The sequence below is a fragment of the Paenibacillus konkukensis genome, from assembly GCF_023523925.1.
Classification (GTDB): domain Bacteria; phylum Bacillota; class Bacilli; order Paenibacillales; family NBRC-103111; genus Paenibacillus_S; species Paenibacillus_S doosanensis.
In genome coordinates, this window is record NZ_CP027059.1 from 4,244,188 (window position 1) to 4,269,024 (window position 24,837).

A 24,837-nucleotide genomic window follows, 5' to 3' on the forward strand; every position below is an offset into this window, starting at 1 on the left:
ACCCCGAAGGGCCTTCTCTTAATGCTTATTAGTTAGCAGAACCAACAGTTACTGCGAAGGATGCAGTTACACCGCTTGGTGCCATTACATTGATTGTGAAACTGGATACGTTGCTTCCAACTGCTTGGATTTTACCAGGGTTGTCGGAGTCAAGTGTAACTTCATTGATTCCAGTTCCAGTTTTATCATTTTCTTTCAGCGTAATGTCGCTGACATAGAAGCTCAAGCCAAGAATTCCAACATGACGTTGCAAGAATTGGTCGCTGTCACCATTTTCTTCGTTCAAGGAACCAGGAGCACCTTCGGACACGATTTCATCACCGTATTGGTCTTTGACAGTGATTTTCTCAGCCAAAGTTTTATCCCACAGATATTTACCAGCAAGATCGCTCACAGTTTTACCTGTTTTCTTCAGGGAGATCGTAGCTACAGAAGGTCCTTCGTTCTTCGTAGTCAGATCGATTTGAGATGTTTGTTGCTCGTTCTTAGCATTAACAAAGATTACGTTCAGCTTGGCTGTACCTGCATCCAAACCATAAACGAATTTCTTCTCAGCGATGTTAGCAACACTTGGGTTACTGGAAGATACGGAAACGATGCTGGAAGGAATTTTAACTTCTTCACCGCCACTGTTCTTCGCTCTGATCTTGATTTCTTTACCCAGTTTTGGATAATGATCTCTCATGTAAGTTGCATCAACCGCAGTATTCAAGTTGAGATAATCATCGCCAGCAAGGATTGTGTTGTTAACGCCTTTATCCAAGTAGGCTTCGTAAGTCAATTTGTTTTGGGCTTTCTTAGGATCGATAACTTCGATCGTTTGGCTTACGGAGTCAACCAGTTTAGCGTTGGCATCGTTGTATCTCGTACTGTTGCCATCCAGCTTAATATCATACGAGTACAGCTCTGCTTTAACTGTGAAGGTGCCTTCAGTAGCGCCAGTTTTGGACCACACTTTGAACGATTTGTCAAAGAAGTTATCCCAGTCGTTAGCTTTAAGCAACTCTTGAGCAGTTTTCAGATCGTAGTATTTATAAGTAGCATCACCAGCAGATGCTAAGAATACATCTTGTCTATCGCCGTAGTCTTTATTGCTATCTTTAGGGCCTTTTTGCTTGGAAGCAAGATAAGTGTTTGTGTCACCGCTAGGACCGCTGTAGATCAGTTTTACGAAATAACCGTTATCTACATATTTGGAATCCTTGTTGATATACTTCATTTCTGCGCCTTGTTGGTCGTAGATTTTGAATTTCAGCTCATTATCGGAACCAGCAACCATTTGCTTCTTAGGAGCAGTGGAGAACTTGATTTCTTGAGCTTCACGCACATCGCCAACGGAGATATTCATAGTTGCCTTTTGGTTCGGGAAATCTCTCAACGTTACAGTGATGGATGCAGATCCTTTTCTGTCAACGTTTTGGATTTCGATTTGACCTTTATGAGTACCGGAAGTTGCGATTTCCATGTTTGCCAGGTTGATACCGCCGGAGGAACGGATGTCGAGTTTGTCTCTACCGTCGCCATATGCGTCAACAATGTCATCAGCATCCAGCAGGTCGCCATTGGAATCTTTCAATACCAAAGGTACGTAGAACTTGTTGTCTACAGACTCGTCATTGGTGTGGCTGTCGCCTTCAGCCAATGTGTAGTTGTAAGAACCGAATTCCACAGTAGCAGGAACTTTGGAAGCTTTGATTTTGATATCTTTACTTACCGATTGTCCGCCGCGAGCAAAGATGTTAACGTTGACTGTTTTCTCTTCGTTGTTAGTGGAACGCAATTTCAGGTCAGCAGCTGTATCGCCTACTGCGTCGTCTACGAATGCGTCTTTGTCATTGTCGCCAATTTCAAGATCGCGATCTGTAGTCGAAACAGTTACGGAATCGTTCAGCAAGCCTTTGTTCTCAACACGCAAGCCGTATTGATCCCATGCTTTCAGATCCAAGAAAGCGTAGCTGTTAGATTCGATAGCGTCAACTTTGTTGCCGGAAGAGTTCAACAAGTCGCCAACTTCGATTTTGGATACGATAGGTTCGTCGCCGATAGTGAAGATTTTGTTCACTTGAACGCCGCTATCTTCGTGCAGGATCGTGATGGACAGTCTGTCGTTTCTTTCCGTTTTGCTGCCTTCAGTCAAGTTGAACGCTTGAGTGCCAGCGATCGTAGCGATGGAAGCATCTCTGTCGCTTACACGAATATCGAAGTTGCTTGCGATGAAGGAAGCTTGTTTGCCGTATTGGTTCGTTGCTTTGAAGTCAATACGAACTTTGTAACCACTGTAAAGTGGGTTGCCGTTTTTATCAACTGCAAGTGGAAGTGTATCGGATGCAGTCAAGAAATCGATTTTTGTTACTTTTTCTTTCGTAGTTGTTACGGAAGAAGTTTTAGCAGTGTCGTCGATGTTGGACAAACCGCTGATTGTAACGTCGAATTTGTTTTCAACGAACTTCGTATCGAAAGTCAAAGTAGCAGTTGTTCTGTCATCGTTCCACTTCGTAGTGTAACCGGAAGACAATACGTTGCCGTCTTTCTTAACTTCGATTTTCAGGTTTTTCGCGTCGTCTGCACTCAAAGCGCCGTTCAGCTCAAGAGTCAACTCTTTAGCGTCAGTAGCTTTCAAGGATGCGATAGCGTATTTACCGTTGAAGTCAGGTTTGTATTGTTGTTTAGCTTCATAGGAGCCAAGCACCAACAGGTCGCGAGTAGCTGCAGTAGTACCGCCAAATGTGCCGTCGCTGCTGTTAGTCAACAATTTTTTCTCAAGAGCCAGAGCTACATAACCTTTAGCCCAGTCAGATACTGTGCTGTCGGAAACGCCTGGAGTTGCTTTAGCGTCGCTATCCAATTTCAGACCGCGAAGCAAGAAAGCAGCCAGTTGTTCTTTAGTTACTTCACCAGCTGGGTTGTATTCACCTTCAGCGTAGCCGTCAGTGATGCCGGCAGCTTTAACCGCTTCGATGTAAGGAAGAGCGTATCCGTTAGCAGGATCGTCAGCTTTAACATCGTTGAAGGAGGAAGTTTTCAAGGAAGTGTCAACTTTCAGTTTGAAAACCAAAGCTGCAACTTTAGCGAACTGAGCGCGGTTCATTTTGTCTTTCAGACCGAATGTACCTTCAGATACGCCGTCGAAAATTCCTGCGGAAATCATTGCGTCAAACTTAGCTTTAGTAGCCGCGTCAAGATCTTTCAAATCGCTGAAATCAGCGGAAGTTTTAGCAGCTTCAGCTTCTTCCCCAAATGCTACGGAAGAAAACATCGAGAATGCCATAGCAAGGGACAAGATTGTAGATAAACTTTTCTTCATAACCTTTTTTTCTCCTCCTCGAATATCTTTCGGTTGTTGAGAGTTTTGTTTAAATAAATTAGAGCTCGATTCTCTCATTAGCCGATTCACCCCCTTCCCAGAGTTGAGCGAATTAATTATTATAAAGGTCTGCAACGTATAGGATTGCAGAAACTAGTAAACAATAAAACTGGTAGAGCTAGGGACTCGCATACCCTTATACATTATACACTGCAAAACTATTAAGGTAAAGAGGGTATTTTGTGAAAAATATCCAACAAATGCTGGCCTTTATTGATGCCTTTTTGTTAGTTCACTGTATTAAACGCGTAGCCCTTTAAAAAGTTGCGCTGCTTTGAAAAACTTTTTTAAATTTATCATCGCCTGTATTCATGCTAAGATTCGAGCTTGTATATCATCTTGTACATCACTTTCGTATACTCGCTCGCTTACGAAACTTAGTATACAACGATCTATCACCTACGTCATCACGAATTATTTTCCAATGTCACGATACGAGTCATAACCACCGGCTTAGCCGGTGGCTTCCATCAGCCCTATAAGGGCATGGTACTAGCACGCGCCTAAGAAGGCGCACTGAAAGTCTGCCAACCGCGAGCGGTCCCGGGCTTGCCCCTCAAAGGGGCTCTTTTATTTGCCCTTTCCTACCGACTCACCCGTAAACGGGTCGAACAATTCTTTCATCGTGATTTGTTCGTAGTTCTTATCCTCTGTTAGTTGATTTCGAATGTATTCGGCTATCGCTTTCCTGTTTCGCCCTACCGTATCCACAAAATAGCCTCTGCACCAAAATTGCCGATTTCCGTATCGATACTTCAGGTTCGCAAATTTATCGAAGATCATCAGCGAACTTTTTCCCTTTAAGTACCCCATAAACTCCGATACACTCAGTTTCGGTGGAATACTCACCAACATATGGATGTGATCCGGGCACGCTTCCGCTTCGTGAATCTCCACCCCTTTGCGCTCACACAACTCCCGGATGATCTTTCCGATCTCTCTTTTTAATTTCCCATAGATGACTTGCCGTCTATATTTCGGTGCAAATACAATATGGTATTTGCAGTTCCAGCGGGTATGTGCTAGACTGCTCTTATCCATTCCCTTGTCCTCCTTGATTTGATGTTGCGGTTGGCAGACCGGCTATCATCTTATCATAAAGGTCAAGGGATTTTTACTCATAGCTATAAGCTTTCCCGAACCCCCAGTCGAACTGGGGGTTTTCTTAGACAAGAAAACCCCGCCGCACGGCGGGGTTTAAGCTATTATTTCGGTATTTTCTTTTGCTGTTTCAATACGCGAATCGCCACTGCCGCAGCTTCCGCTCTGGAGAAATAATCTTTTGGAGCAAAGCGCAGCGTTTGTTTCTTTTGCCCTTCAAGAAGCACATTCGGCATCCCTTCGATAAAGCCTTGCTTGGTTGCTGCTTCAACCGCAGAACGCGCATAATAATCGATGCTGGCCGCATCGGTAAATGATTTCTGCAAAGAAGCCAGCACAGCAGTATCATTGCTGTTCATCTTCAAGTCAGCCGCGCGAGCTATCATCACCGCAGCGTCCTGCCTTGTGATGGCATCGTGATGACCGAAATAACCGTCGCTGTTGCCCCGAACGATTCCCGCTCTTGCCGCAGCTTCAATATGCTTGAAGTCGTACAAGCCGGCAGAGTCAGTCAAATAATTGCCTCTTTGAACGTCTTTAAAGGTTCCGTCATATTTCGGATCGGTGCTATCGATAATATTCGTATCTTCGTTTTCTAACGGAATATTGAAGATTTTAACGAGCATGGTTACGAATTCGCCGCGCGTAATGGACTCATCCGGCAAAAATTTGGTCGGACTCGTTTCCTTATTCGTCATAATTCCTTTGGAATACAAAGTATCCAGGAAATCGCGAGCCCATGAATGGTTCGTCACGTCGTCGAAGCTGTCATCCATATACATAACTTGATAATACCCGAAAGAGTCGAAAGGTACGGTAATCGAGTTACTTTTCAGGTCAATCACTCCGCCGATATTTCTCCATTCCGGACGGGCCACGTTAGGATCACCGTTATTATCGGCAAACGTATTGAATTGGAATACGGTAATGTATTTCCAAGCGTCGTCTCTAATGTTAGGATCGTATTTCAACGTCAAGCTGCCCCGCTTGGTAGGCACAACCATATCTTTAATGTAACGATTGTAGAAAGTGTCGTTCGACGAACTATACTGCGACGCCTCATTAGGCAAACGTCCGCTGCCTTCCAAAGCATCCTTCAGCTTCAAATCTTCATTTGGAGCCGAAATTTCCTCAATTGTACCGCCGTCGATCCAGAATCGTTTGCTGGCAGGCTTGAACCGTCCCGTCGTTTCCACCAAGAAGTTCTTACCGCTGCGATCCTCAAGTTCCTTATCGACACGGCCGTCGTCATTGCTTGCAATGCCGAACAGGATTTTTCGGTCAGCCGATATATACTGTTTTTCCGCCGTTCTGTCATTGCGCATGAGCTTCGTGTCCTTAGGGAACGTTAACACTAAATCGCCATTAAACACTTTGAACGAGCTAGCCAACTTCGCCTTATATTGGTTGCCTTCAATGGGCGTATCTACATTGTAAAGGATAAAGCTTCCGCTTAATTTACCGGAAGACCGGTTGACGGTGAACTTAATTTCATTTTTGCCCGGCTTTAAACCCGTTGCTTCATAATAATAAATCCCCGGCTGATTAGGATCCGTTTCTTTTACAGCTTCCTCTTTGCCAAACAATACGCTGTCCGCATTTTCAGCCAGAATCGTGATCTTCTGGAAGTTCTTATTAATGTTGGCTTGATCTTTGCCGTCTTCATTTTTAATCAAGGTAGGAACCAAGATTTGATAAGGCGTAGGTTCCCTAGTTATGGAGAACGACTTGCTTACCGTAGCTCCGCTGGAGTTCGTACCTGTAACGGTGAACGTATACGTTCCGAAATCATTCAGCGAAATTGAGTCTACCGAACGAAATACCGTTGTCGTCGCGCCAGCCACTACAGGGGAAATGTTGACTGTAGCCGGCGATGTGCTGCCCGGTTTCAAATACGTTACAGATAAGCTGGCATTTGCCGCAGAACCACTGATTTTCATTTGATTGGCTGTCGTATAATACGTATCCGGCCGCGTGTCTTTGCTAAATCGAACGTCCTTCGGATCATAATCCGGCGCAAAGCTTACAATAGTCGGTAAAAAATTGCTGAATACAAAAATATCGTAGTTGGCTTCCGTCACTTTCTGGTTGTTGATAAAGATTTCAAAGTGAACCGGCTTGCGCCCGTCGTCCGTGCCGAAGTAGGAAACGGCATCGACTTTTACAGTAAACCGCCCCGTCGCCGGATCGAGTGTGATCGGGGAAGCGGTAGCAGAATTGGTAACTACTTTGTTATTAATGGATACGGTCATTTCCCCGGAGCCCAAATTAACTACTCTACCCGAAATACAAGGCCCGCCTTGATCTGCACATGTAATTTCGGTTGCACTCTTCACAACCATACCATCAAATATGTTATCGACAATAATATAAGGCGCTGCTGAGATGATAAGATCATAAGACTTGGCTCCCGCAGGCACTGATTCGTAGGCGGCATCGTAAGGAATCACTTCAAGCGTCGAAGCCCCGTCGCGTATTCCTTGCAAAATAATGTCCGCCGTCCCGGTTGTTCCTGCCGTAAGAGGATAGATGCCCCCGCTGTGACTCCCGTCGTCATAGGCATTTCCATTTAGCTTCACAAGCACTTGCGATGCATTCACCGCAGTAACTCGCAGCGTTGCCGGGAATTCGGTGATTTGGGTATTGCCCGTTTCGTTTAATACTGGGCTTGGCGTTACATTAGGGATAATGCGCTCCACCTTGTCCACGTAAGCAGCATCTTGATCGACAAAGTTAAACGTAAAGCTGGACTTCGTCGTATCGATTAAATTTTTATGAACGAAAGTGACATCGATTTGCTGAAACCTGCGGCTTTTATTAATCGGCAAATCAAGCTGAATGTTGTGAACTTCATATGCGCCCGACGAATCGACCGTAACATTTGCATTAACCGTATTCAATGCAGGCACAAAGGTCGGAGTTTCGTTTTCATTAAGAACGCCGGGATTGGACGGGTCGACGAAAGCCATCTTTTTATCGTTAAAATTGTAACGAAGCTTGTACACACCGCCTGTGCCCACCATTTCAATGTCGGCATATACGTAATCGGATACTCCGCTGGTTCTGGTTGTTTTCAGTGAGGTGGAGAAAGTTACGTTATTGCCGACTGTCGAGCTTTTTTCAAGCGTCGGATGCTGGCTCGCGCTGAGTTTTTTCGTCGGTGCGGCCGACGGCGTGCTTTTTGAATCGATATAAGAATTATAGGCGAATGCCTTGCCGTCATCGTAAATAAACGATTTGACCAAGTTATAGGTATTCGTGCTGTTCTTAGACACGAAAGTAACATCGTTATCTCCGGGAACAAACTTAATATCGTTGACCCTGCCGGTGTTCGTAATATAGGTAAAAGTTCCGCGTGTAAAATTGGCAGGTATGTAGGAAGTCGCGCCTCCGTTCAAGTATGCCTCAATGCTTGTCGCATTGCCGGCTGCACCTGTAATCGTAGCCCCGGTATAAGGAGCTTTCTTAGGATACATTTGTCCGTCAACGATGGAATCGCCGTTCATGTAGAGATTACTAATAGTAGAAACGGGAATATAGTACGCCCAGCTTGGCGCCGATGCGGTATTGACCGTTCCATCGAACCTCAGCACAATTTTGTTCAAGCCTTCAGTCAAGTTTACATTAGTAAATGTAATCTGATTATTTCCCGATTTTACAGGCTTGCTGGTTTTGTCTACGAAAGACTTGCCCGTACTCATATTTGTGACTTCAAAATAAATGTTGCTCATCTCTTCATCGGAGATGCCGTTAACATCCGCGATGACAGTGATCGGGTTAGTCGTGAACTGGTCTACCGCTGCATTTGCTCCCGGCGGTTCCTGCGTATTGCGGTACTGCAAATTCGATATGCTTAGCGTCACCTCGGCAAACGCCGTGATAGGTGCCACCAAGCTGATCAGCAGCGCCAACACAATAGACAAGCTCGTCCACTTGTAAGTTAGTCGTTTCAAGGGTGGTTCCTCCTTATGTAATGATGCTTGGTTTTATTGGTTATAAGCTGTCGCTTGTCTGCCGATAGTCAAAAACTCCTCCCTCATCCTTGGATTGCAAAAGTCTGTCTTCTTCGCCATATAAAGTGTCATGTACTCTTATTTATCGGTTTGAAGCCGCCAAAAATTTAGTTTTATCCCGAAAATAGACACAACAAAAAATCCCGAACCTAAGCGAGCAGGAACGGGACTTTCGTAATCTTTATAGTTATTTGGTCATGCGCGAACGGGCGCTAACCATCATCTTCACTTTTTGAAAAAATTGCAGCACAGGCTTCTTGGTCTGACTGATAATGCCTATCGCTTCAGCTCCCAATACCATAACAGCAAGCAGTACAACGATCAGCAGCACCATTCCCCATATCGTTTCTTGCTCCGACATATAGGATAAGAGCACCGCGGCGACTCCGAAAATAGAAGCGACTCCGTATATAATCAGCACCGTGATTCGATGGCTGAAGCCTAACTGCAGCAAACAGTGATGCAGGTGGCTTTTGTCCGGCTTCGAAATCGGCAGGTTGTTCACCCATCTGCGCAAAATCGCAAAGAACGTATCGGACAAAGGTACGCCCAAAATCATGATCGGCACCAACAGCGACAATACCGTAGCTTGTTTGAAGCCTAAAATAGACAAGGTTGCCAAGCTAAACCCGAGGAATAACGCGCCAGAATCGCCCATAAAGATTTTGGCCGGGTGAAAATTGTAAAACAGAAAGCCGACGATGCTTCCAAGCAAAATAACGCTAAGCAGAACGACTGTAATATTGCCCATCATCAATGCCAATACGAGAATGGTCGTTGTTGCAATACCCGATACGCCCGCCGATAGTCCGTCCAGTCCGTCGATCAGGTTAATTGCGTTGGTCACGCCGACAATCCAGAAAATCGTAAGCGGAACGGCTAGCCAAGTCAGTGAAACCGTCGTATCCCCGAACGGCACATTCACCAAGTCGATGACGACCCCGGAATACACAACCACGCAAGCCGCAATAATTTGGCCCAGCAATTTGACCTTCGGAGACAAATCGAACCTGTCATCCAGCGCGCCGACGAGCACGATAATGGCTCCGCCTACCAGCAATCCAATCGCCACATCGCCGTTAAGCGAGTCAATGGCCGGCGAAATAACGAAATAAGCTCCAACAAATCCAACAAAAATGGCCAAACCGCCCAGCCTCGGCATGATGCGACTATGTACCTTTCGATGATTAGGAGCGTCGACCGCGCCAACCCAAAAAGCAAATTTTTTCACCAAAGGCGTCATAAGAAGGGCGATCACGCATGCGACAGCAAAACCAATTCCGTATAAAACATTCATTTTTGTCTTCACAGCCCCTTTTATCTATAAAAACCCCAAACACTACAGATTATACTCCGTTTGAGACCCCAGCACCACATCAATTTTACGGAAAATAGGCGGTTTTTCGGGTGTTTTCATAGTGATTTTCAAGGTTTCTGTACATTTTCTTTTTCGCGGATCACTTTCGCTGCGAATTTCGGCAGGACCAGCATTCGTTTATACCGCCAAGGCTCCTGCAGCAACCGATAAAACCACTCCAAGCGAAGCTTCTGGAACAACGCCGGCGCCCGCTTCAGCTTGCCTGACAATACGTCGAAGCTGCCACCCACTCCCATAATGACCGGAACCTGAAGCTGTTCCTTATATTGGGCGATCCAAGGCTCCTGGGTATCCGCCGATCTTCCTACCAATAGGATGTCCGGATGATGCGACCGAATATTCTCGATGACTTGCATATCTTTATCGGTTTTAAAGTATCCGTCCCGATAACCGACGAGCTGCAGCGCAGGATATTGCTCTTTCAACCGAAGGGCCGCCGCCTCGATAATTTCGGGCGATGCCCCTAATAAAAATACTTTCCAGCCTTTGCTCTCGCCATGGCTCATCATCTGGTGTAACAGATCAAAGCCCGCTACGCGCTCGGTAACCGGATTCCCGATATAGTTGGCCGCCCATACGATGCCGGCGCCGTCAGGCACAATCAAGTCCACGCTCTTCATCATGTTCAAATAAGCCGGGTTTTCCAATGCCGACATTACCATAATCGGGTTAGCCGTTATAATCTGATGCGGCTTGCCGGATTCAATCATTCGGGTAATCAGGGCTACCGTGTCCTTCATACTTAGTTTGGAGAACGGTACGCCGAATATCGAAACTTTCGGTATAGTCACTTGGAACCCCTTCCTTTGATGAAAAATGATGCGATTTGATGTGCGGGCCTCTGTGCCTCGTCCTTCAAACGGTGAATCAGTTCGCGCTTTTCTTCCTGCCATGCGGAGCGCCGCTCAAGCAGCCTCAGCATCTCCTCGGCTACTTTCGCCGAATCGACGGTTTGCGTGCTCGCAATGGCTGAAGTTTGCAGCCGGTTGAGAAACTGATCGATTTTCGGATCGTAAGATATCCCGAGCAGCGGCACCTCCTGCGATGCCGCATAGATCAGCGAATGCAGCCGCATGCCGAGAAGCAGCCGGCAGCGGCCGACTTCGGCGAGCATATGCTGCGGATGGGTTATATGATCGGCCACCGTCATCCTTGAATCGAAGCCTCCGCCGATCCATCCCATTAGCTCGGCGGATGCAGCGGCATCGGACGGTAAATGAAACGGAAGGAACCGGATGACGGCCTCGCTCCGCTCCAGAACCGTACGCAAAGCCTCCGCCAGCGCCTTCAGCTCGGAACGATCCTGATTCCAGTAGCGCACCGAAACGCCGATGACCGGCTTATCCGAAGCCGATCCGCCGCGATCCGCATGAGCGGCCGCCTGCGAAGCGCAAGAACCCAGCGGCATTCCCATAACGGGGTCCGGCACTACGGCAATCTCTCTGGCGACCTTCATCTTCAGCAGCAGTTCTTTCGATTCCTTATCGCGCACCGAGATGTACTTGCTTTTATTAAAGACCGAACGAATCCATCCGAAGAACATCCCCCGGTGGACCGGACCGATTCCTTGGGAATAAATGAAGGTCGGTTTACCGAATAGCTGAGCTATCTTGAGTATCGCCAAGTAATAAGGAATCGTCTTCGCGCTGGTCGCATCCTGCAGCAGGCTGCCGCCTCCGCTAATCAGGCCGTCCGCGCCGCGGATCGCGCGAATGACTTCGCCGATCCTCATTCGATGCGCCGCTTCGACTCCGTAGGTCGCCTTCGTTTTCTCCGGGCTCGCCGAAAGCACTATCGGCACGAAACGAATGCCGCTCTCGCGCCCTTGCTCCTCCAGAGCAAGCAGGATGGATTGCAGTACCGCTTCGTCGCCGCTGTTGTCAAAACCGTAGTACCCCGATAAAACTATTCTTTTAGTAACGACGGTGTCCAACGACGCCAACTCCTTACGACAATCTCCCAAACGATAATGTATCCGATGCCGATAACAATCCCGAACGACAGGCCGTACACGATCCGAATCGACGAGATCATGAGCGGCGTATGCAAATGGGCGAATGTATCGACAATCGACGCCTGCCCGACTACGCCAACCAAAATCAACAGCAGCGCATTGCGGTATTTAAAGCTGAGGTAAGCTCCGAGCAGGAACAAAGGATGGGCTATCAAAAACTCCTTCGTTCTCGGACGGATGCCGAGCGTATTCTCCAAAAACGACCGGAACAGCCGTTCGAATGCGGAAGCTTGCCCTTCATTACCCGTTCTCGACAAGTAATACATGCCCGCAGCAACGATCACCGCGGCGCCGATAACCCATAGAACGCTAATATAAGAGGACAGCAGCTTCTTGCCTTTGACGATTTTATCGCGATGAGACAAGTTCTCGTTGAACAGCAGCCAGTACAGCGCCGCCAGAACGATAGGAAGCAGATGTAAAATGCTGACTCCCCGGAATTGGTCAATCACCAGCGGATAAATAATCTGATTGAGCAGCCCGACAATGAAGCATACGCCGATAACCGATATCGCCGCCGTCCGCACCAGCAGCCATATGGCAAAGCCGAGCCGCGATCCGGTGCGGGATTGAAGCTTGTCTCTGGCCGTACGAATAGCGAATATCGTAGCCAAAGTCGGAGCGCAAGTGCCCGCCCCCAGAGCTAAAGCTTGTGCGAACAAGTTCGGCGACAGCACGTATAGTCCGGCTGCCCCTATCAGGCCGATGACAAACACGAACAGGGCGAGCTCCGGGATAAAATAAGCTATCGTCAAAGCGATTAAAGCTACTGCCCCGACGAAGAGCACCACTTTAGCCGCCTTCTGCCAGCCGGAATGGAACGGGAAGAACCGTTCGGCGATTCCCATCGAATAGCCGGCGTTTTTAATTCGCGGAATCGCCCCGTCAGGGCCGTTCAAGCTCTCACGAATCGAATCGAGCGGATTTAAAATCTTGCCTTTATCTAAGTTTTTGACGGCTCTGGCATTTAAGAACACCATGCGGATATTGCGGTCTTTGACCGCGAGCACGAACCGGTCGGCTACACCTTGAATCCGTTCGTCCAGCTCTTGATCGGTTAAATTCTCGGTTAGCTTCTCTCCGTCCTTCTCCGTAAAGGAGTGAAGCCGGACGACGTTGTAATCGAGCAGCTTGGCCAATCGATTGAAGCCTTTTTGCTGCGTCTTTTGCAGCTCGATATTGGCCAGCCCCATATGATGCTTCTTCATGAGCTCAGCCATGACTTCGAGGTTTTCCGGTTTCGACTCGCTTACATAGCCCGGCACGGTCTCTCCGTCCACAATAAACCGCTTGACTCCAAGCTGCTGCAGCTGTCCAAGCAGCGCGTCCATCTGCGCTTCGTCAAACGGTCTGCGGTTCGACATCCGCATGACGATTTGAAAGCCCTGTTCCTTGAGCATTTGCAGCGTAATCGGATCGGGGTCCATAGGCTTCATATTCGCCTCGTCCAGTCCCATCTCAATGATCATCCCGTTTTGATTTTTAAAGCTCCACGGTCTCGTCTTTACATTGAGGCTCGCGAACGTCTGGGTAATCAGCGGCTGAAGCTTGTCCTGGGCCACCTTATCCGTAAACAAAATATACGTAAAGTTTTCGTTCGGCGAGATCGGACTTTGCGTTAGCGCCGTGGCCTCGTGAGAGGAAAACACCTCAATACGGCGGCTTAGCCTGAGCTCGCTCAGCGTCGCTTCGTAGACAGCCATCGATTGGACGCCCGCTCTCTTCATTTCTTTCAACTGCGTCGCCACGAACTGCTGCGGATCGGTCTGCAAATCGGAAATCTCCAGCAAATCGCGGTAGTCGAACACAAATTCGACTTTTCGCGCCGTCTTTTGTTCCGTCTCGTTTCTCTCATATGCTATAGGGAGGGAAGCCAGCAATCCGAGGATCACCAGCCACCACAGCCATTTGATGCAACGTTGGTTCCAGTGCAAGTAACGCCCAGTCAACACGTTCACTCCTACCTATTTTTGGTCAACCCGGCTCATGACGGCATTAACCAGTCCATGAATCGCGTCGGAGGCTGCTTGCGCTGAAGTACCGCGGACAGCAAAATATACTTTAATCTTCGGCTCCGTACCGGATGGCCGCAGGCAAAACCACGAGTTATCCGACAAGGTGTATTTCAATACGTTTTCAACGGGCAGTCCGTACAGCCCTTGAGAGAAATCCTCTATCTTGACGACTTGCTGCCCGTTCACTTCAGCAGGCGGATTCTCGCGCCAGTCGCGCATAATCGATTGAATCTGTTCCACGCCGTCTTTTCCCTTCATCGTCCGCGATTCCAGCGATTCCAAGAAATAACCGTGGCGCTCATAAAGCTCTTGCAATACTTCGTACAGCGTCTTGCCCTGATGTTTGTAATAAGCGGCTGCTTCGCTGATCAGCATAGCGGCAATGACCGCGTCCTTGTCTCTGGCGTAATTACCGGCCAAATAACCGTAGCTTTCCTCATAGCCGAACAAGAAAGTCGCTTCCTTCGATGTCTCGAATTGAGTCATTTTCTCGCCGATGTATTTGAAGCCCGTCAGCGTATTCAGCGTTTCCGCGCCATAATGCTTGGCTATGGCCGCTCCCATCTCGCTCGTCACGATCGTCTTGATGACGACGCCGTTCTGAGGAAGCTGTCCCCTCTCTTTCAAAGCGCCGAGCAAATAATCGACCATAATGGCGCCGGACTGGTTGCCGGTCAGCACGAAATATTCGCCGCTTGCATCCTTCACTACCGCTCCCATTCTATCGCAGTCCGGGTCCGTGCCGATAATAATGTCGGCGTTCGAAGCCTTGGCCTGACGGATAGCCAGCGTGAAGGCTTCCTTCTCCTCCGGATTCGGAGATTTGACCGTCGAGAACTTGGCGTCCGGCAGCTCCTGCTCGGCTACAACATCAACATGACTAAATCCGACCGCCTGCAGAACGGCTCTTACCGACAAGTTGCCCGCACCGTGCAGAGGCGTATATACAATGCGGAAATTATCGCTCATCTTCCGAATGACATCTTGATTCAGGCTAACGGACGTAACTTCCTGTATGTACCGCTCATCGATATCCTTGCCGATCCATACCAGCAAATTTGCCCCCTCTGCCTGAGCACGAGTCGCACGATTGACGTCGGCGAACGATTGCACCTGCTGAATCTCGCTGATCACCTGCTCGGCCTGTTCCGGCACCAGCTGTCCGCCGTCGGCTCCGTACACCTTGTACCCGTTATACTCCGGCGGATTATGGCTTGCCGTCACGACGATGCCCGCGGAAGCTTTAAGCTCTCTTACAGCGAAGGAAAGCTCCGGCGTCGGGCGCAGCGACTCGAATACATAAGCCTTGATGCCGTTGCCGGCCAGCACTTTGGCTGCTTCCAGCGAAAACTCGGGAGATTGGTTGCGGGAGTCGTAAGCAATGACAACGGAAGGATTCGCATGTCCCGATTTATTGACGAATTGGGCCAAGCCTTGCGTAGCGCGCGCTACCGTGTATAGATTTAAGCGGTTCGTGCCGGCGCCGATGACGCCGCGAAGTCCTCCAGTGCCAAACTCAAGATCCCGGTAAAAACGGTCTTCGATCTCTTTGGGCTGATCCGCAATGGATTTCAGTTCATTTTTCGTGTTTTCATCGATGGCAGGATCGTTCAACCACAGTTTATATTGTTCTTCCACTCGGTTTTGCGTACTCATAATCCATCTCCTTCGGTATATGTATCGTTTTACGATTTATATGAACACTGGCCCGTAACTGGCATCCTTGCAGTCAAGGAGGTGTTTAATTTTTATCTTTGGCCGGGTCGGATAGAGCGAACATCAAGGTGCCTTCCGCTACCACTTTGTCTCCGACTTTCGCCGTAGCCCGTCCTTTGCCGATCGACCCTTTAAGTCGGGTGATCTCCACTTCCAAGGTAAGCGTATCCCCCGGAACGACCTGCCCGCGGAACCGAAACTCGTCAATGCCGGCGAAGAAGCCCAGCTTGCCGCGGTTCGCTTCGACCTGAAGCATAGCTACCGTACCCACTTGAGCCAAAGCTTCCACAATCAGCACGCCCGGCATAACCGGATAGGATGGAAAGTGACCCGCAAAAAACGGTTCGTTAATGGTCACATTTTTAAGACCGACCGCTCTGACCCCGGCCTCCACCTCCAAAATTCGGTCTACAAGTAAAAACGGGTAACGATGCGGAATAATTTCTTGAATTTGCATGGCATCCAGCACTGTCAAGTTGCTCCTTTCTCGGTTTAGTATAAAAACGGTGAATTCAACTTACACTATAGTTGTCCCTTCATGAGCTGCAGTAATGAAGGTTGATATAAGGGAGCTTATGTATAGATTTGCCGATGATGGCCGGCCTAGACATAAGCTCTTTTTACGCTTTTCTCATTAAAATAGACAGCCTTGTTACAAAATAACACGCCTTGAGAAGACATACAAGTTCTCTTGTACGCAGCGTTATAATTCCTTGTGAAAACTTTTGTCGGACTTTGTCCGAAGACTGCTTTTTTCCCGGTTTATACTATTAAACTGATATATGTATATAAAGGAAGTAATGAACGAAACGATGATCACAAACCATAAATAAACATGCGCATAAGGAAGTTGGAATATAATAAGCAAAATCGCTATGTAGTACAACACGGTCGTCAGCTTGCCCATTGCGTTGGCCGGAACGGTTCGCTTGCCCCGAAAATGGAATATCGCCGAACCCACAATCATCCCCGCATCCCTTAAAAACATCGCCACCGCCGCTTCCCACGAAATCATACCGGAAAATACCAAAGAGAGAATGACCGTAATCATCATCGACTTGTCCGCGAGCGGGTCAAGCATGCTGCCAAGCTGGGTAACAAGCTTTCTCTTGCGCGCAATATAGCCATCGAGCACATCTGTCAGCCCCGCAGCCAGCAAGACCAAAAAAGAAGTCTTCATGTATCCGGATTCGAATACGGTTATATACACGGGAATTAGTAAAAATCGGCATACGGTCAGCAGATTAGGTAAATTCAGCACGTAGTCACAGGCCTCTCCCTCCGTGTAATATACGCATCGTTCCATCCTTCATTATACCGTTGTTAAGGCAAAAATAAAACTCCCGTACAAGGGAGTCAGCATAATCCGTTTAAGTTTGAGAAAATACCAAATCATAAATATGACGCCATGTTTCCACTTCGTATACTTCATCCAAAGGACGCTTGCCGAGATACACATATCCGATGACCATCCCGATGGATACGGCCAGCAGACATGAAACAGGAATAGCCAGCCATTTGCATAAGGACAAAACGACTCTTTTCCATTTCTTGACCGGACGTTTCTTCTTCTTTTTTGCCTTCGGTTCTTTCTTGCCTTCTGCTTCTGCCATGCTCACCAACCTCACTTCAAAAGATGCTTAGCCGTTGCGCAAATTGTTCGCAATGCCCATCATCGTATCCGAGGAGGAGACAGCCCGTGAATTTAACTGAAATGCTTTTTGTACCTGCAGCAAATCGGTCATTTCATCAGCCAGCGTAACGTTCGACTGCTCCAGAAAACCTTGGCGAACAGAGATCGGATCGACAGCATTATTTCCAGTATCTACGGTTTGCAAAATATCTTCACGGTTAGCCGCATTGGCCGGCACACTGTACATATTGTCTCCTAGCTGCTGAAGCAGCTGAGGCCGCAGCACACGAACCATCTTGATCTGACCGACTTCTATGGGAGCCGCGGATTTATCAGCGTCGTCGGAGGCAAAAATCGTTCCGTCGGATTCGATGTTCACACTGGAATTAGCCGGAATTCGGATCGGGCTGTCATCGGTTCCCATAACATATTGACCGTCTTTGGTCATCAAGAATAAATCCGGATCGGCAGGGTCCGTCGATTGGCTCAACTGAAAGGAACCGTTGCGCGTCCAGGCCGTTTGAGTAGTCAGACTGTTATTGGCATCACGAACTACATTATTAATCTCGAAGAGGCCATCCCCTTCGATTGCAAGATCCAGACTCTCCCCGGTAGGTTTCAAAGAGCCTTGGGCCATATTCAGCTGGGCTTGTACCAGTCTGGCGCCCCAGCCTTGGTTGTAACCGAGCGGCGATAACCGTCCCTGCTTTTCAAACCCGCCGGGCTGCTGTTTTACGCTGGTCAGCACATCCTGAAACGAGGCGTCCTGACGCTTGTAGCCTACCGTATTCAGGTTGGCGAGATTGTTCGCAACCATATCCAGCTTTTGCTGCAAAGAGCGCATCGTTACGGATGAGTTAATCATCGAATTATTCATGCGGTTCCTCCTAAGAGTTTTGCTTTAGCAAAACTGACTTCGTAAGCATCCACTTTGAGTTTTGCTTTAGCAAAACTGACTTCGTAAGCGCTAGACTCGTCCAACCTCGTTGGCGGCTTTATCCATACTCTTGTCGTAAAACTGAATCACCTTCTGATTCGCCTCATAGGCTCTCAGGGCCGACATCATATCGACCATCGATTGGGTCGGATCGACATTGGACCGTTCTACGAAGCCTTGACGCACTTCCACTCTATCGTTAGGGTCGGCCGGATCAATCACCCGGGCCAGACCTGCCGTTCCTTCATTTAAATGATACAACCCGTTGCCTTCGCGAACCAGCTGGTTCGGATCTTCGATCCGGCTGATCATAAGGCTTACCGGCTGGTTGTTGGCGTCCAGCAGTTCTTCTCCGTTAGCATTCGTAAATTGGCCGGAAGCCGTAATGCGGAAATCCGTCAGCGGCGTCTGAAAAACCGGGTCTACCAGGACGATCGGCTGCCCGTCGCGCCCGACCACATAGTCCCCATCCGTTGAGATAAGACGTCCGTTCACATCGACGGAGAACTTGCCGTCCAGCGTGTAACGCTGCTCGCCCGCCGCATTTTGCACTGTGAAAAAGGCTTGGGGCTGCACAATCCGCTGCCCGTTCTCGTCCACGTATTTGCCGGATGCGTCGAACTGCGCGCCCGGCACCTGAATATCGGACACCAAAGCGAAGTCAAACGGATTTTTCGTTTCTTGAATATCTCCCTGCTTATGTACGGAAACGTTCTCTTCGGCCATTACTCCGGTATTCAGACGGCCGACCGGCACCGCAGCCGGCTCGTCCTTGCCGTTGCCGATACGCGAAATCAGCATTTCGGGGAATGACCGGTTAATGGCATTCCCCTGTTTGAAGCCGGGCGTATTCACATTGGCAATATTATTCGTCACGATGTCGTGTCTGCGCTGTTGTGCGATCATTCCTGAAGCTGCGGTATATAGACCTCTTAGCATGGAACAAAGTACCTCCCAGACGTATGTTCTGACTTGGAACGATTGCTGATTCGTCCACCCTTTTCAGCCGCCGCTAAAACTTGCGCTTCGATACCTTATCCAGGTTGTCCAACATAATGCCGGTCCCTTTGACCACGCAGTGCATCGGATCTTCGGCGATAAGAACCGGAACCTTGAGCTCGTCCGCCAGCAATTGATCGATCCCGTGCAGCATTGCCCCCCGCCGGTCAAGATGACGCCGCGGTCGATAATATCCGCCGACAGCTCCGGCGGCGTACGCTCCAGCACCGACTTGGCTGCAGCCACGATCGACGATACCGGGTCCCACAAAGCTTCCTGAATCTCGTTCGAGTTGATGGTAATCGTAAGCGGCAGCCCGCTCACCATATCTCTGCCGCGGATATCCATCGTTTCCTTGCGTCCGTCCGGATAGACCGTGCCGATCTTGACCTTAATGTCTTCCGAAGTGCGTTCACCAATCAACAGCTTGTACTTACTCTTGATGTATTTCATAATGGCCGAGTCGAACTTGTCCCCCGCGATTTTAATGGAAGAGGAGGTGACGATGTCGCCCATCGACAATACAGCGACATCTGTCGTCCCTCCGCCGATATCTACGACCATATTCCCGCTAGGCTGGTAAATGTCCATGCCCGCTCCGATCGCTGCAGCTTTAGGCTCCTCTTCCAGAAATACCTCCCGCGCGCCGCTGCGTTCCGCCGCTTCGCGAATTGCTTTTTGCTCCACGGACGTTATATTGGTGGGGGCGCAAATGAGAATTCTCGGATGGCTATACCACTGCTTTCCTCCCACTTTATTGATGAAATGCTTAAGCATCAATTCCGTAATTTCAAAGTCGGCAATAACGCCGTCTTTAAGCGGGCGGATAGCCACAATATTGCCGGGAGTACGGCCTACCATACGGAACGCTTCCTCACCGACAGCCAGCACCCGCTTCGTATCGCTTTCAATGGCGACGACGGACGGCTCATCCAGCACAACGCCGCGCCCCTTCACATGAATAAGGACGTTCGCTGTCCCCAGATCTATGCCAATATCCTTGCTTAACATTGAAATGTTCCTCCCTAAACAAAACCGTCCATTCCTTAAAAAGAAGCGGCACCTCTATTATAATCATTACTTTAATACATTCGCTATTTATTTTCAAAATCCTCTTTTTTATTCGGTTTTTTCGACATGAGTCGCTTCGATTTGTCGGTTCGGATCGGTTACAGGGAGCGGTTTCGGATTCCATTCCATTTTACTTCGCGGTGACCAGTTTATCCTGCGATTTCGGGTTTCGCGTCTTCCGATATTTAATCTTCGTAGCTTCCCCCCCGCGCAGGTGACGAATCGACTTGTGGTACTCCAGAATGTGCTTTACTTGATTGGCCAGATCCGGGTTAATTTCGGGCAGTCTCTCGGTCAAATCCTTGTGCACCGTACTCTTGGAAACGCCGAATTCTTTTGCGATCGTGCGAACCGTGTGCTTCGTCTCCACAAGGCAACGTCCGATTTTGATGGTTCGCTCTTTAATGTAATCGTGCACTCCCCTCGCCTCCCTACTCGAGTTAGTTTGGTACATTATATGAGGGGCGTTTACTTATATTCTTTGTTTCCAAGCGTGACAAGCCCATTAAGCCACAATTATTTTCAAGGACAAGCGCTTGGGGCCGGGCAAACCGCCAAAAAAAAGGGGGCGTCTGTGCGCCCCCGTAAGCTATATGCCGATTTTCGATTACTGAGCGGTGAAGAACTGCTCCGGATTGACGGCTTGCCCGTTCTCCCCTTGACGAACCTCGAAGTGAAGGTGGTTGCCCTGCTCCTTCTCCAATTCGTTGCGTCCCGCTTTGGCGATGATATCGCCTTTTTTGACCTCGGCGTCTTTAGCCACCTTGATGTCGGTCAAGCTTTGGTATACCGTCACCAATCCGTTAGGATGCGTAATTTCAACCAAATTGCCGACTACGGGGTTTTTCTCGACAGCCGTCACTTTTCCGCTCATAGCGGCCATAACGTCGAACGCTTGATTGTCAGGCCGGGAGAAATCCATTCCCATATGCGGAGTGAAGGTGTCGCCATACTCGACCATTGCCGTCTGTCTTACTTCGTTAGAAGCTTTGCTGTCGAAGAACGGGAGAACGACTTCCAATTCGCTGCGGTCTTTAAACGGCCATTGCATCGTTTCGGTGCTGCCATTGACAGCCATGGCATCGGGCTTCATAACATTGTCGGTTACCGTTGCAGACGGGGTGCTGTCAATCCCGAGCTCATTGCCCGTGGACGACTTTCCGGCATCCTGGTAGACCCACATTAACGTTAAGATAATTGCCGCCGCTGCCATGTACGTTGCGGGAAATACCCACTTTTTCGCCAGTAGTCTTCTCCAGGAAAAAGATGGACTTGTTTGCGCTCCCTCGTTAGTTTTAGGAGCTTCTTCATTGTTTTGCAAATCTCTCTTTTGATCATTCATAGATTTATCACCTCGCTACTCATTGTTGCCACGGCTGCGAGTTTTATACGCGAGGCGATCTATTTTTTTTGCATATATTTCAAATAAATAATAGTTTGCGTTTCACGGGGCAACGCCGGGGAATCGGCGCTACCTCCGGTTCAATAGAACCGACGCTCTATCAATCTCGATTCCGGTATAAAAGTACTTGACGATTTCGTCCGCCTTGCGTCCCTCCATCGCCATCCCGTTAGCTCCCCATTGACTCATGCCTACTCCATGCCCGTATCCGAAAGTCGTAATTTGCAGATCGTTTCCTTTCCATGTCCACTGGAATTGCGAGGATGCCAATCCTAGCTTTTCGCGAACCTCTCGTCCGCTGAAGGTTTTGCTCCCGATCGTTATCTTTTTGATGCGATGCCCTTGGGAAGTTTCCAGCACCTTCAGTCCTCCGCTGCCGCCGCCGGCCGAGACCGGTACGACGCCGCGGACGCTCAGCTTGCTCTGCAGCTCCTTGTACGAGATCGTCACCGTATCCTTATAGCGCGGCGATAGCTTCACATCCCACGGGCTCGGAACGCTGCGCAAGTATGGAATATAGTCGTTCCAGTAATCTTCCGAATTTTCCGTGTACCCGTTGCTGGTAGAGAAGAACGTCGCTTCGATCGGCTTGTGCTGATACGTCAGTATCAAATCCCTAGTTTCGCTGATCGCGCGGTTCAGCTTGTCCGAATTGGTCTGATAGGCCGGTCCCCAGCGCTCCTTCAGCTCTTCATCCGTCACATAAGCTTGATGGGCGATCGTATCGGTCACCCAAGCGCCCGACACCGGCATATTGCTGAAATCCTGCTCTATTACCCTGCGGACAATATAGGTCCGGGCGGCCATAGCCTGCGCTTTCATCGCCTCAATCTCGAATTCGATCGGCATCTCCGCCGCAAGAACTCCTCGGATATAAGCTTCCAATTGAATCGATTCTACTTTCTTCTGTTTCGTCAGATATACGGGAACGACGAGCGAGGATGCATCCTGAGTTTGGAGCTGACTCCATGCCGATGCGGACGGTTGGCCTACCGGATCTTGGGAAGGGGCGGTCGTTTTTACGAGAATTGCCGGCACGATGACGATCACAGCAATAAAGCTGGACAAAAAAGCGGCTGCCGGGCGTATCCATTTCTTCTTGTTCATTAAGCTTCTTCCTCCGTATTCTGTCCGCTCTTAGAATGTCTCCTGGCAGCAACTGCAGGTAACATCATCTTATGAGCGAAAAAAATAGAATAGAACACGGAAAGAGAAAAGAGGAGACCCTCTCCTGGTTTGAGAGAATCTCCTCGCTTAAGCTGATTGTATAGGGGTTATGCCAAACTCGGACTGACCGCAAAAATTGAAATCGGCTGTTCTTCCGGCTCTTCCGCCTCGGCGGTAACCATCTGAACATCAGCTCCCACCATTCGCAGCTTAGCCGCAATGTCGACATAGCCGCGCTCGATATGATGGATTCCGGTAATCTCGGTCTCTCCTTCGGCGGCCAACGCCGCAAGAACCAGCGCCGCTCCCGCTCTAAGGTCGGTTGCGCACACTTTGGCTCCGCGCAGCTTGGTTCCTCCGCTAATGACCGCAGCGCGCCCGTCCACTTTGATCTGAGCATTCATATTGACGAATTGCTCCACATGCATAAAACGGTTTTCGAAGACGGTTTCCGTCACGATGCTGGTTCCATCCGCAGTCAGCAGCAGCGCCATCATTTGCGACTGCATATCCGTCGGGAAGCCCGGATACGGCAGCGTCTTCACGTCAACGCTCCGCAAGGGGCGGTCCGTATATACGCGCAGCCCGTTCTCATCCTCGGTAATATGCACGCCCATCTCCTGCATCTTGGATATAACAGGACGCAGATGGTCGCCAATCGCCCCTTCGATGTACAAATCGCTGCCGGTAATCGCCGCCGCAATCATATATGTACCTGCTTCAATCCGGTCCGGTATGACCGTATGTACAGCGCCGCGCAATCGTTCTACGCCGTCGATCCGGATCAGCCCGGTTCCGGCTCCGCGAATCTTGGCGCCCATGGCATTGAGATAGTTCGCCAGATCGACGATCTCCGGCTCCTTGGCCGCATTCTCAATCGTCGTCGTGCCCTCCGCCAGCGTGGCCGCCATCATAATATTCTCGGTGGCGCCTACGCTCGCAACGTCCAAATACACTTTGGCGCCCTTCAGCCGGCCGGACACTCTAGCTTCGATGAAGCCCTGTCCAAGCTCTATTTCCGCTCCCATCGCCTCAAAGCCTTTGAGATGCTGATCAATCGGCCGGGTGCCGATCGCGCATCCGCCCGGCAATGAAATTCTCGCCTGACCCATCCGGGCCAATAAAGGTCCCATAACGAGAAAAGATGCCCGCATTTTCCGGACCAATTCATAGGCCGCCTCGCAGGTTGTAATATTTCGCGCATTGACACGTATGGTTTCATCTTTATATTCGATTTTTACACCGAGACTTTCCAGTACCTTATTTATAACGATAACGTCGTCCAAGGGAGGCGCGTCGTGAATGACGCTTTCTCCTTCTGTACCTAAAATAGAGGCTGCGATAATCGGCAATACGGCATTTTTCGCGCCGTGAATCCTTACTCTGCCCGATAATCTTTGGCCACCGCGGACGATAATTTTGCTCATCATGGTCCCCCTCCGCGCTGTTTTCACTGCATACTGTACTAGTTTAGCATTGAACCTTCAGCATGTAAATTTTCATTTTTTGAAAAACCGGTCATGATACTGTTCGGAGCTAATCAGGGATTTGCAACGGTTGTACTATCCATTGTTGACAAAATTCACCTCAGTTATTCGCGAATCGGCCGGAATAAAGCTATGTAGTGTCCTTTTGGAGCAGGAGGAAGCCTCTTAAGCACGGTTAACATCGCCGCCCCACTCCTGCAAGCCGTACCATTAGCAAGCGAACGCAGCGCGGCTGAGCAATTTTCGCTCGAATCCGCGCGCCCGCCCGCAATATGCATGGTTAAAACATTCCCGACAACCAGGTCGACCAAAGAAAATAGTCGATGAAAAAACGCGCCACTTGATAACCAAGCGCAATGGCCAGCAATATTTGCAGCACTTTGCTTTGCGTGCTTTTCGGTTTCTTCAATATTTTATCTAAATGAAGCTCCTGCAGCGCCCACCAAGCAAAGACGATGCAGATGAGAACGATGAAAATGTTCAACAATCCGTTCATCCCCATCGAGCTGTTCATTTTTTCAACATAATCCACAAGCAAAT

At 49.1% G+C, this 24,837-nt stretch carries 18 protein-coding genes and 1 pseudogene; all 19 read right to left on the reverse strand.

Features of this window, described 5'->3' with window-relative positions:
- Positions 1-28 precede the first annotated feature (28 nt).
- The 19 genes and pseudogenes from SK3146_RS18250 to SK3146_RS18340 all read right to left on the reverse strand — a co-directional run bounded on the left by SK3146_RS18250 (position 29) and on the right by SK3146_RS18340 (position 24,829).
- Positions 29-3,382 carry an S-layer homology domain-containing protein gene (locus tag SK3146_RS18250; RefSeq protein ID WP_249860176.1) on the reverse strand — a complete coding sequence of 1,118 codons (3,354 nt, stop codon included), beginning with the start codon at positions 3,380-3,382 and terminating at the stop codon, positions 29-31.
- A 552-nt stretch (positions 3,383-3,934) separates the two neighbouring features.
- Positions 3,935-4,405: an IS200/IS605 family transposase gene (gene tnpA, locus SK3146_RS18255; protein ID WP_249860177.1), complete on the reverse strand. Its 471-nt coding sequence runs from the start codon at positions 4,403-4,405 to the stop codon at positions 3,935-3,937.
- A 164-nt stretch (positions 4,406-4,569) separates the two neighbouring features.
- A complete protein-coding gene (locus SK3146_RS18260) occupies positions 4,570-8,418 on the reverse strand; it encodes an S-layer homology domain-containing protein (RefSeq protein ID WP_249860178.1) in 3,849 nt (1,282 codons plus the stop codon).
- A gap of 247 nt (positions 8,419-8,665) precedes the next feature.
- Positions 8,666-9,775: an MraY family glycosyltransferase gene (locus SK3146_RS18265; protein WP_249860179.1), complete on the reverse strand. Its 1,110-nt coding sequence runs from the start codon at positions 9,773-9,775 to the stop codon at positions 8,666-8,668.
- 128 nt (positions 9,776-9,903) lie between these two features.
- Positions 9,904-10,596, reverse strand: a complete 693-nt coding sequence (locus SK3146_RS18270) for a WecB/TagA/CpsF family glycosyltransferase (protein ID WP_249866353.1) — start codon at positions 10,594-10,596, stop codon at positions 9,904-9,906.
- A gap of 47 nt (positions 10,597-10,643) precedes the next feature.
- On the reverse strand, positions 10,644-11,789 hold the full coding sequence (gene csaB, locus SK3146_RS18275) for a polysaccharide pyruvyl transferase CsaB (protein WP_249860180.1): 1,146 nt from the start codon (positions 11,787-11,789) through the stop codon (positions 10,644-10,646).
- Complete coding sequence (locus SK3146_RS18280; RefSeq protein ID WP_249860181.1) at positions 11,762-13,819, reverse strand: DUF5693 family protein; 2,058 nt, start codon at positions 13,817-13,819, stop codon at positions 11,762-11,764. The genes csaB and SK3146_RS18280 overlap by 28 nt, the downstream gene beginning before the upstream one ends.
- A gap of 15 nt (positions 13,820-13,834) precedes the next feature.
- Positions 13,835-15,541 carry a phospho-sugar mutase gene (locus SK3146_RS18285; protein WP_249860182.1) on the reverse strand — a complete coding sequence of 569 codons (1,707 nt, stop codon included), beginning with the start codon at positions 15,539-15,541 and terminating at the stop codon, positions 13,835-13,837.
- Positions 15,542-15,626: 85 nt separating this feature from the next.
- Positions 15,627-16,070 (reverse strand): 3-hydroxyacyl-ACP dehydratase FabZ, encoded by a 444-nt coding sequence (gene fabZ, locus SK3146_RS18290; RefSeq protein ID WP_249860183.1) that lies wholly within the window; start codon positions 16,068-16,070, stop codon positions 15,627-15,629.
- 234 nt (positions 16,071-16,304) lie between these two features.
- Positions 16,305-16,862, reverse strand: a complete 558-nt coding sequence (locus SK3146_RS18295) for a CDP-alcohol phosphatidyltransferase family protein (RefSeq protein WP_434006799.1) — start codon at positions 16,860-16,862, stop codon at positions 16,305-16,307.
- A gap of 109 nt (positions 16,863-16,971) precedes the next feature.
- Complete coding sequence (locus tag SK3146_RS18300; protein ID WP_249860184.1) at positions 16,972-17,214, reverse strand: DNA-directed RNA polymerase subunit beta; 243 nt, start codon at positions 17,212-17,214, stop codon at positions 16,972-16,974.
- Positions 17,215-17,241: 27 nt separating this feature from the next.
- Positions 17,242-18,111 (reverse strand): flagellar hook-basal body protein, encoded by an 870-nt coding sequence (locus tag SK3146_RS18305; RefSeq protein WP_249860185.1) that lies wholly within the window; start codon positions 18,109-18,111, stop codon positions 17,242-17,244.
- Between the two features lie 90 nt (positions 18,112-18,201).
- Positions 18,202-19,110 carry a flagellar hook-basal body protein gene (locus tag SK3146_RS18310; RefSeq protein ID WP_249860186.1) on the reverse strand — a complete coding sequence of 303 codons (909 nt, stop codon included), beginning with the start codon at positions 19,108-19,110 and terminating at the stop codon, positions 18,202-18,204.
- A 73-nt stretch (positions 19,111-19,183) separates the two neighbouring features.
- Positions 19,184-20,181, reverse strand: a pseudogene (locus tag SK3146_RS18315) (rod shape-determining protein).
- 190 nt (positions 20,182-20,371) lie between these two features.
- The gene (gene spoIIID / locus SK3146_RS18320) at positions 20,372-20,659 is read right to left on the reverse strand and encodes a sporulation transcriptional regulator SpoIIID (RefSeq protein ID WP_249860187.1); all 288 of its coding nucleotides are present in this window, start codon (positions 20,657-20,659) and stop codon (positions 20,372-20,374) included.
- 189 nt (positions 20,660-20,848) lie between these two features.
- Positions 20,849-21,583, reverse strand: a complete 735-nt coding sequence (locus tag SK3146_RS18325) for a M23 family metallopeptidase (protein WP_249860188.1) — start codon at positions 21,581-21,583, stop codon at positions 20,849-20,851.
- A 129-nt stretch (positions 21,584-21,712) separates the two neighbouring features.
- Entirely contained in the window at positions 21,713-22,750 is a 1,038-nt protein-coding gene (gene spoIID / locus SK3146_RS18330) for a stage II sporulation protein D (RefSeq protein ID WP_249860189.1), read from the reverse strand.
- Between the two features lie 167 nt (positions 22,751-22,917).
- Positions 22,918-24,237, reverse strand: a complete 1,320-nt coding sequence (gene murA / locus SK3146_RS18335) for a UDP-N-acetylglucosamine 1-carboxyvinyltransferase (RefSeq protein ID WP_249866355.1) — start codon at positions 24,235-24,237, stop codon at positions 22,918-22,920.
- A gap of 340 nt (positions 24,238-24,577) precedes the next feature.
- Entirely contained in the window at positions 24,578-24,829 is a 252-nt protein-coding gene (locus SK3146_RS18340) for a DUF1146 family protein (RefSeq protein ID WP_249860190.1), read from the reverse strand.
- Positions 24,830-24,837: the final 8 nt, after the last annotated feature.

Bases quoted from the DNA above. Each gene is read 5' to 3' on its own strand.
- SK3146_RS18325 (WP_249860188.1), bottom strand. From the start codon at position 21,583: ATGAATGATCAAAAGAGAGATTTGCAAAACAATGAAGAAGCTCCTAAA.
- SK3146_RS18265 (WP_249860179.1), bottom strand. From the start codon at position 9,775: ATGAATGTTTTATACGGAATTGGTTTTGCTGTCGCATGCGTGATCGCC.
- murA (WP_249866355.1), bottom strand. From the start codon at position 24,237: ATGAGCAAAATTATCGTCCGCGGTGGCCAAAGATTATCGGGCAGAGTA.
- SK3146_RS18310 (WP_249860186.1), bottom strand. From the start codon at position 19,110: ATGCTAAGAGGTCTATATACCGCAGCTTCAGGAATGATCGCACAACAG.
- spoIID (WP_249860189.1), bottom strand. From the start codon at position 22,750: ATGAACAAGAAGAAATGGATACGCCCGGCAGCCGCTTTTTTGTCCAGC.
- SK3146_RS18285 (WP_249860182.1), bottom strand. From the start codon at position 15,541: ATGAGTACGCAAAACCGAGTGGAAGAACAATATAAACTGTGGTTGAAC.
- SK3146_RS18250 (WP_249860176.1), bottom strand. From the start codon at position 3,382: ATGAGAGAATCGAGCTCTAATTTATTTAAACAAAACTCTCAACAACCG.
- SK3146_RS18305 (WP_249860185.1), bottom strand. From the start codon at position 18,111: ATGAATAATTCGATGATTAACTCATCCGTAACGATGCGCTCTTTGCAG.
- tnpA (WP_249860177.1), bottom strand. From the start codon at position 4,405: ATGGATAAGAGCAGTCTAGCACATACCCGCTGGAACTGCAAATACCAT.
- SK3146_RS18270 (WP_249866353.1), bottom strand. From the start codon at position 10,596: ATGAAGGACACGGTAGCCCTGATTACCCGAATGATTGAATCCGGCAAG.
- SK3146_RS18300 (WP_249860184.1), bottom strand. From the start codon at position 17,214: ATGGCAGAAGCAGAAGGCAAGAAAGAACCGAAGGCAAAAAAGAAGAAG.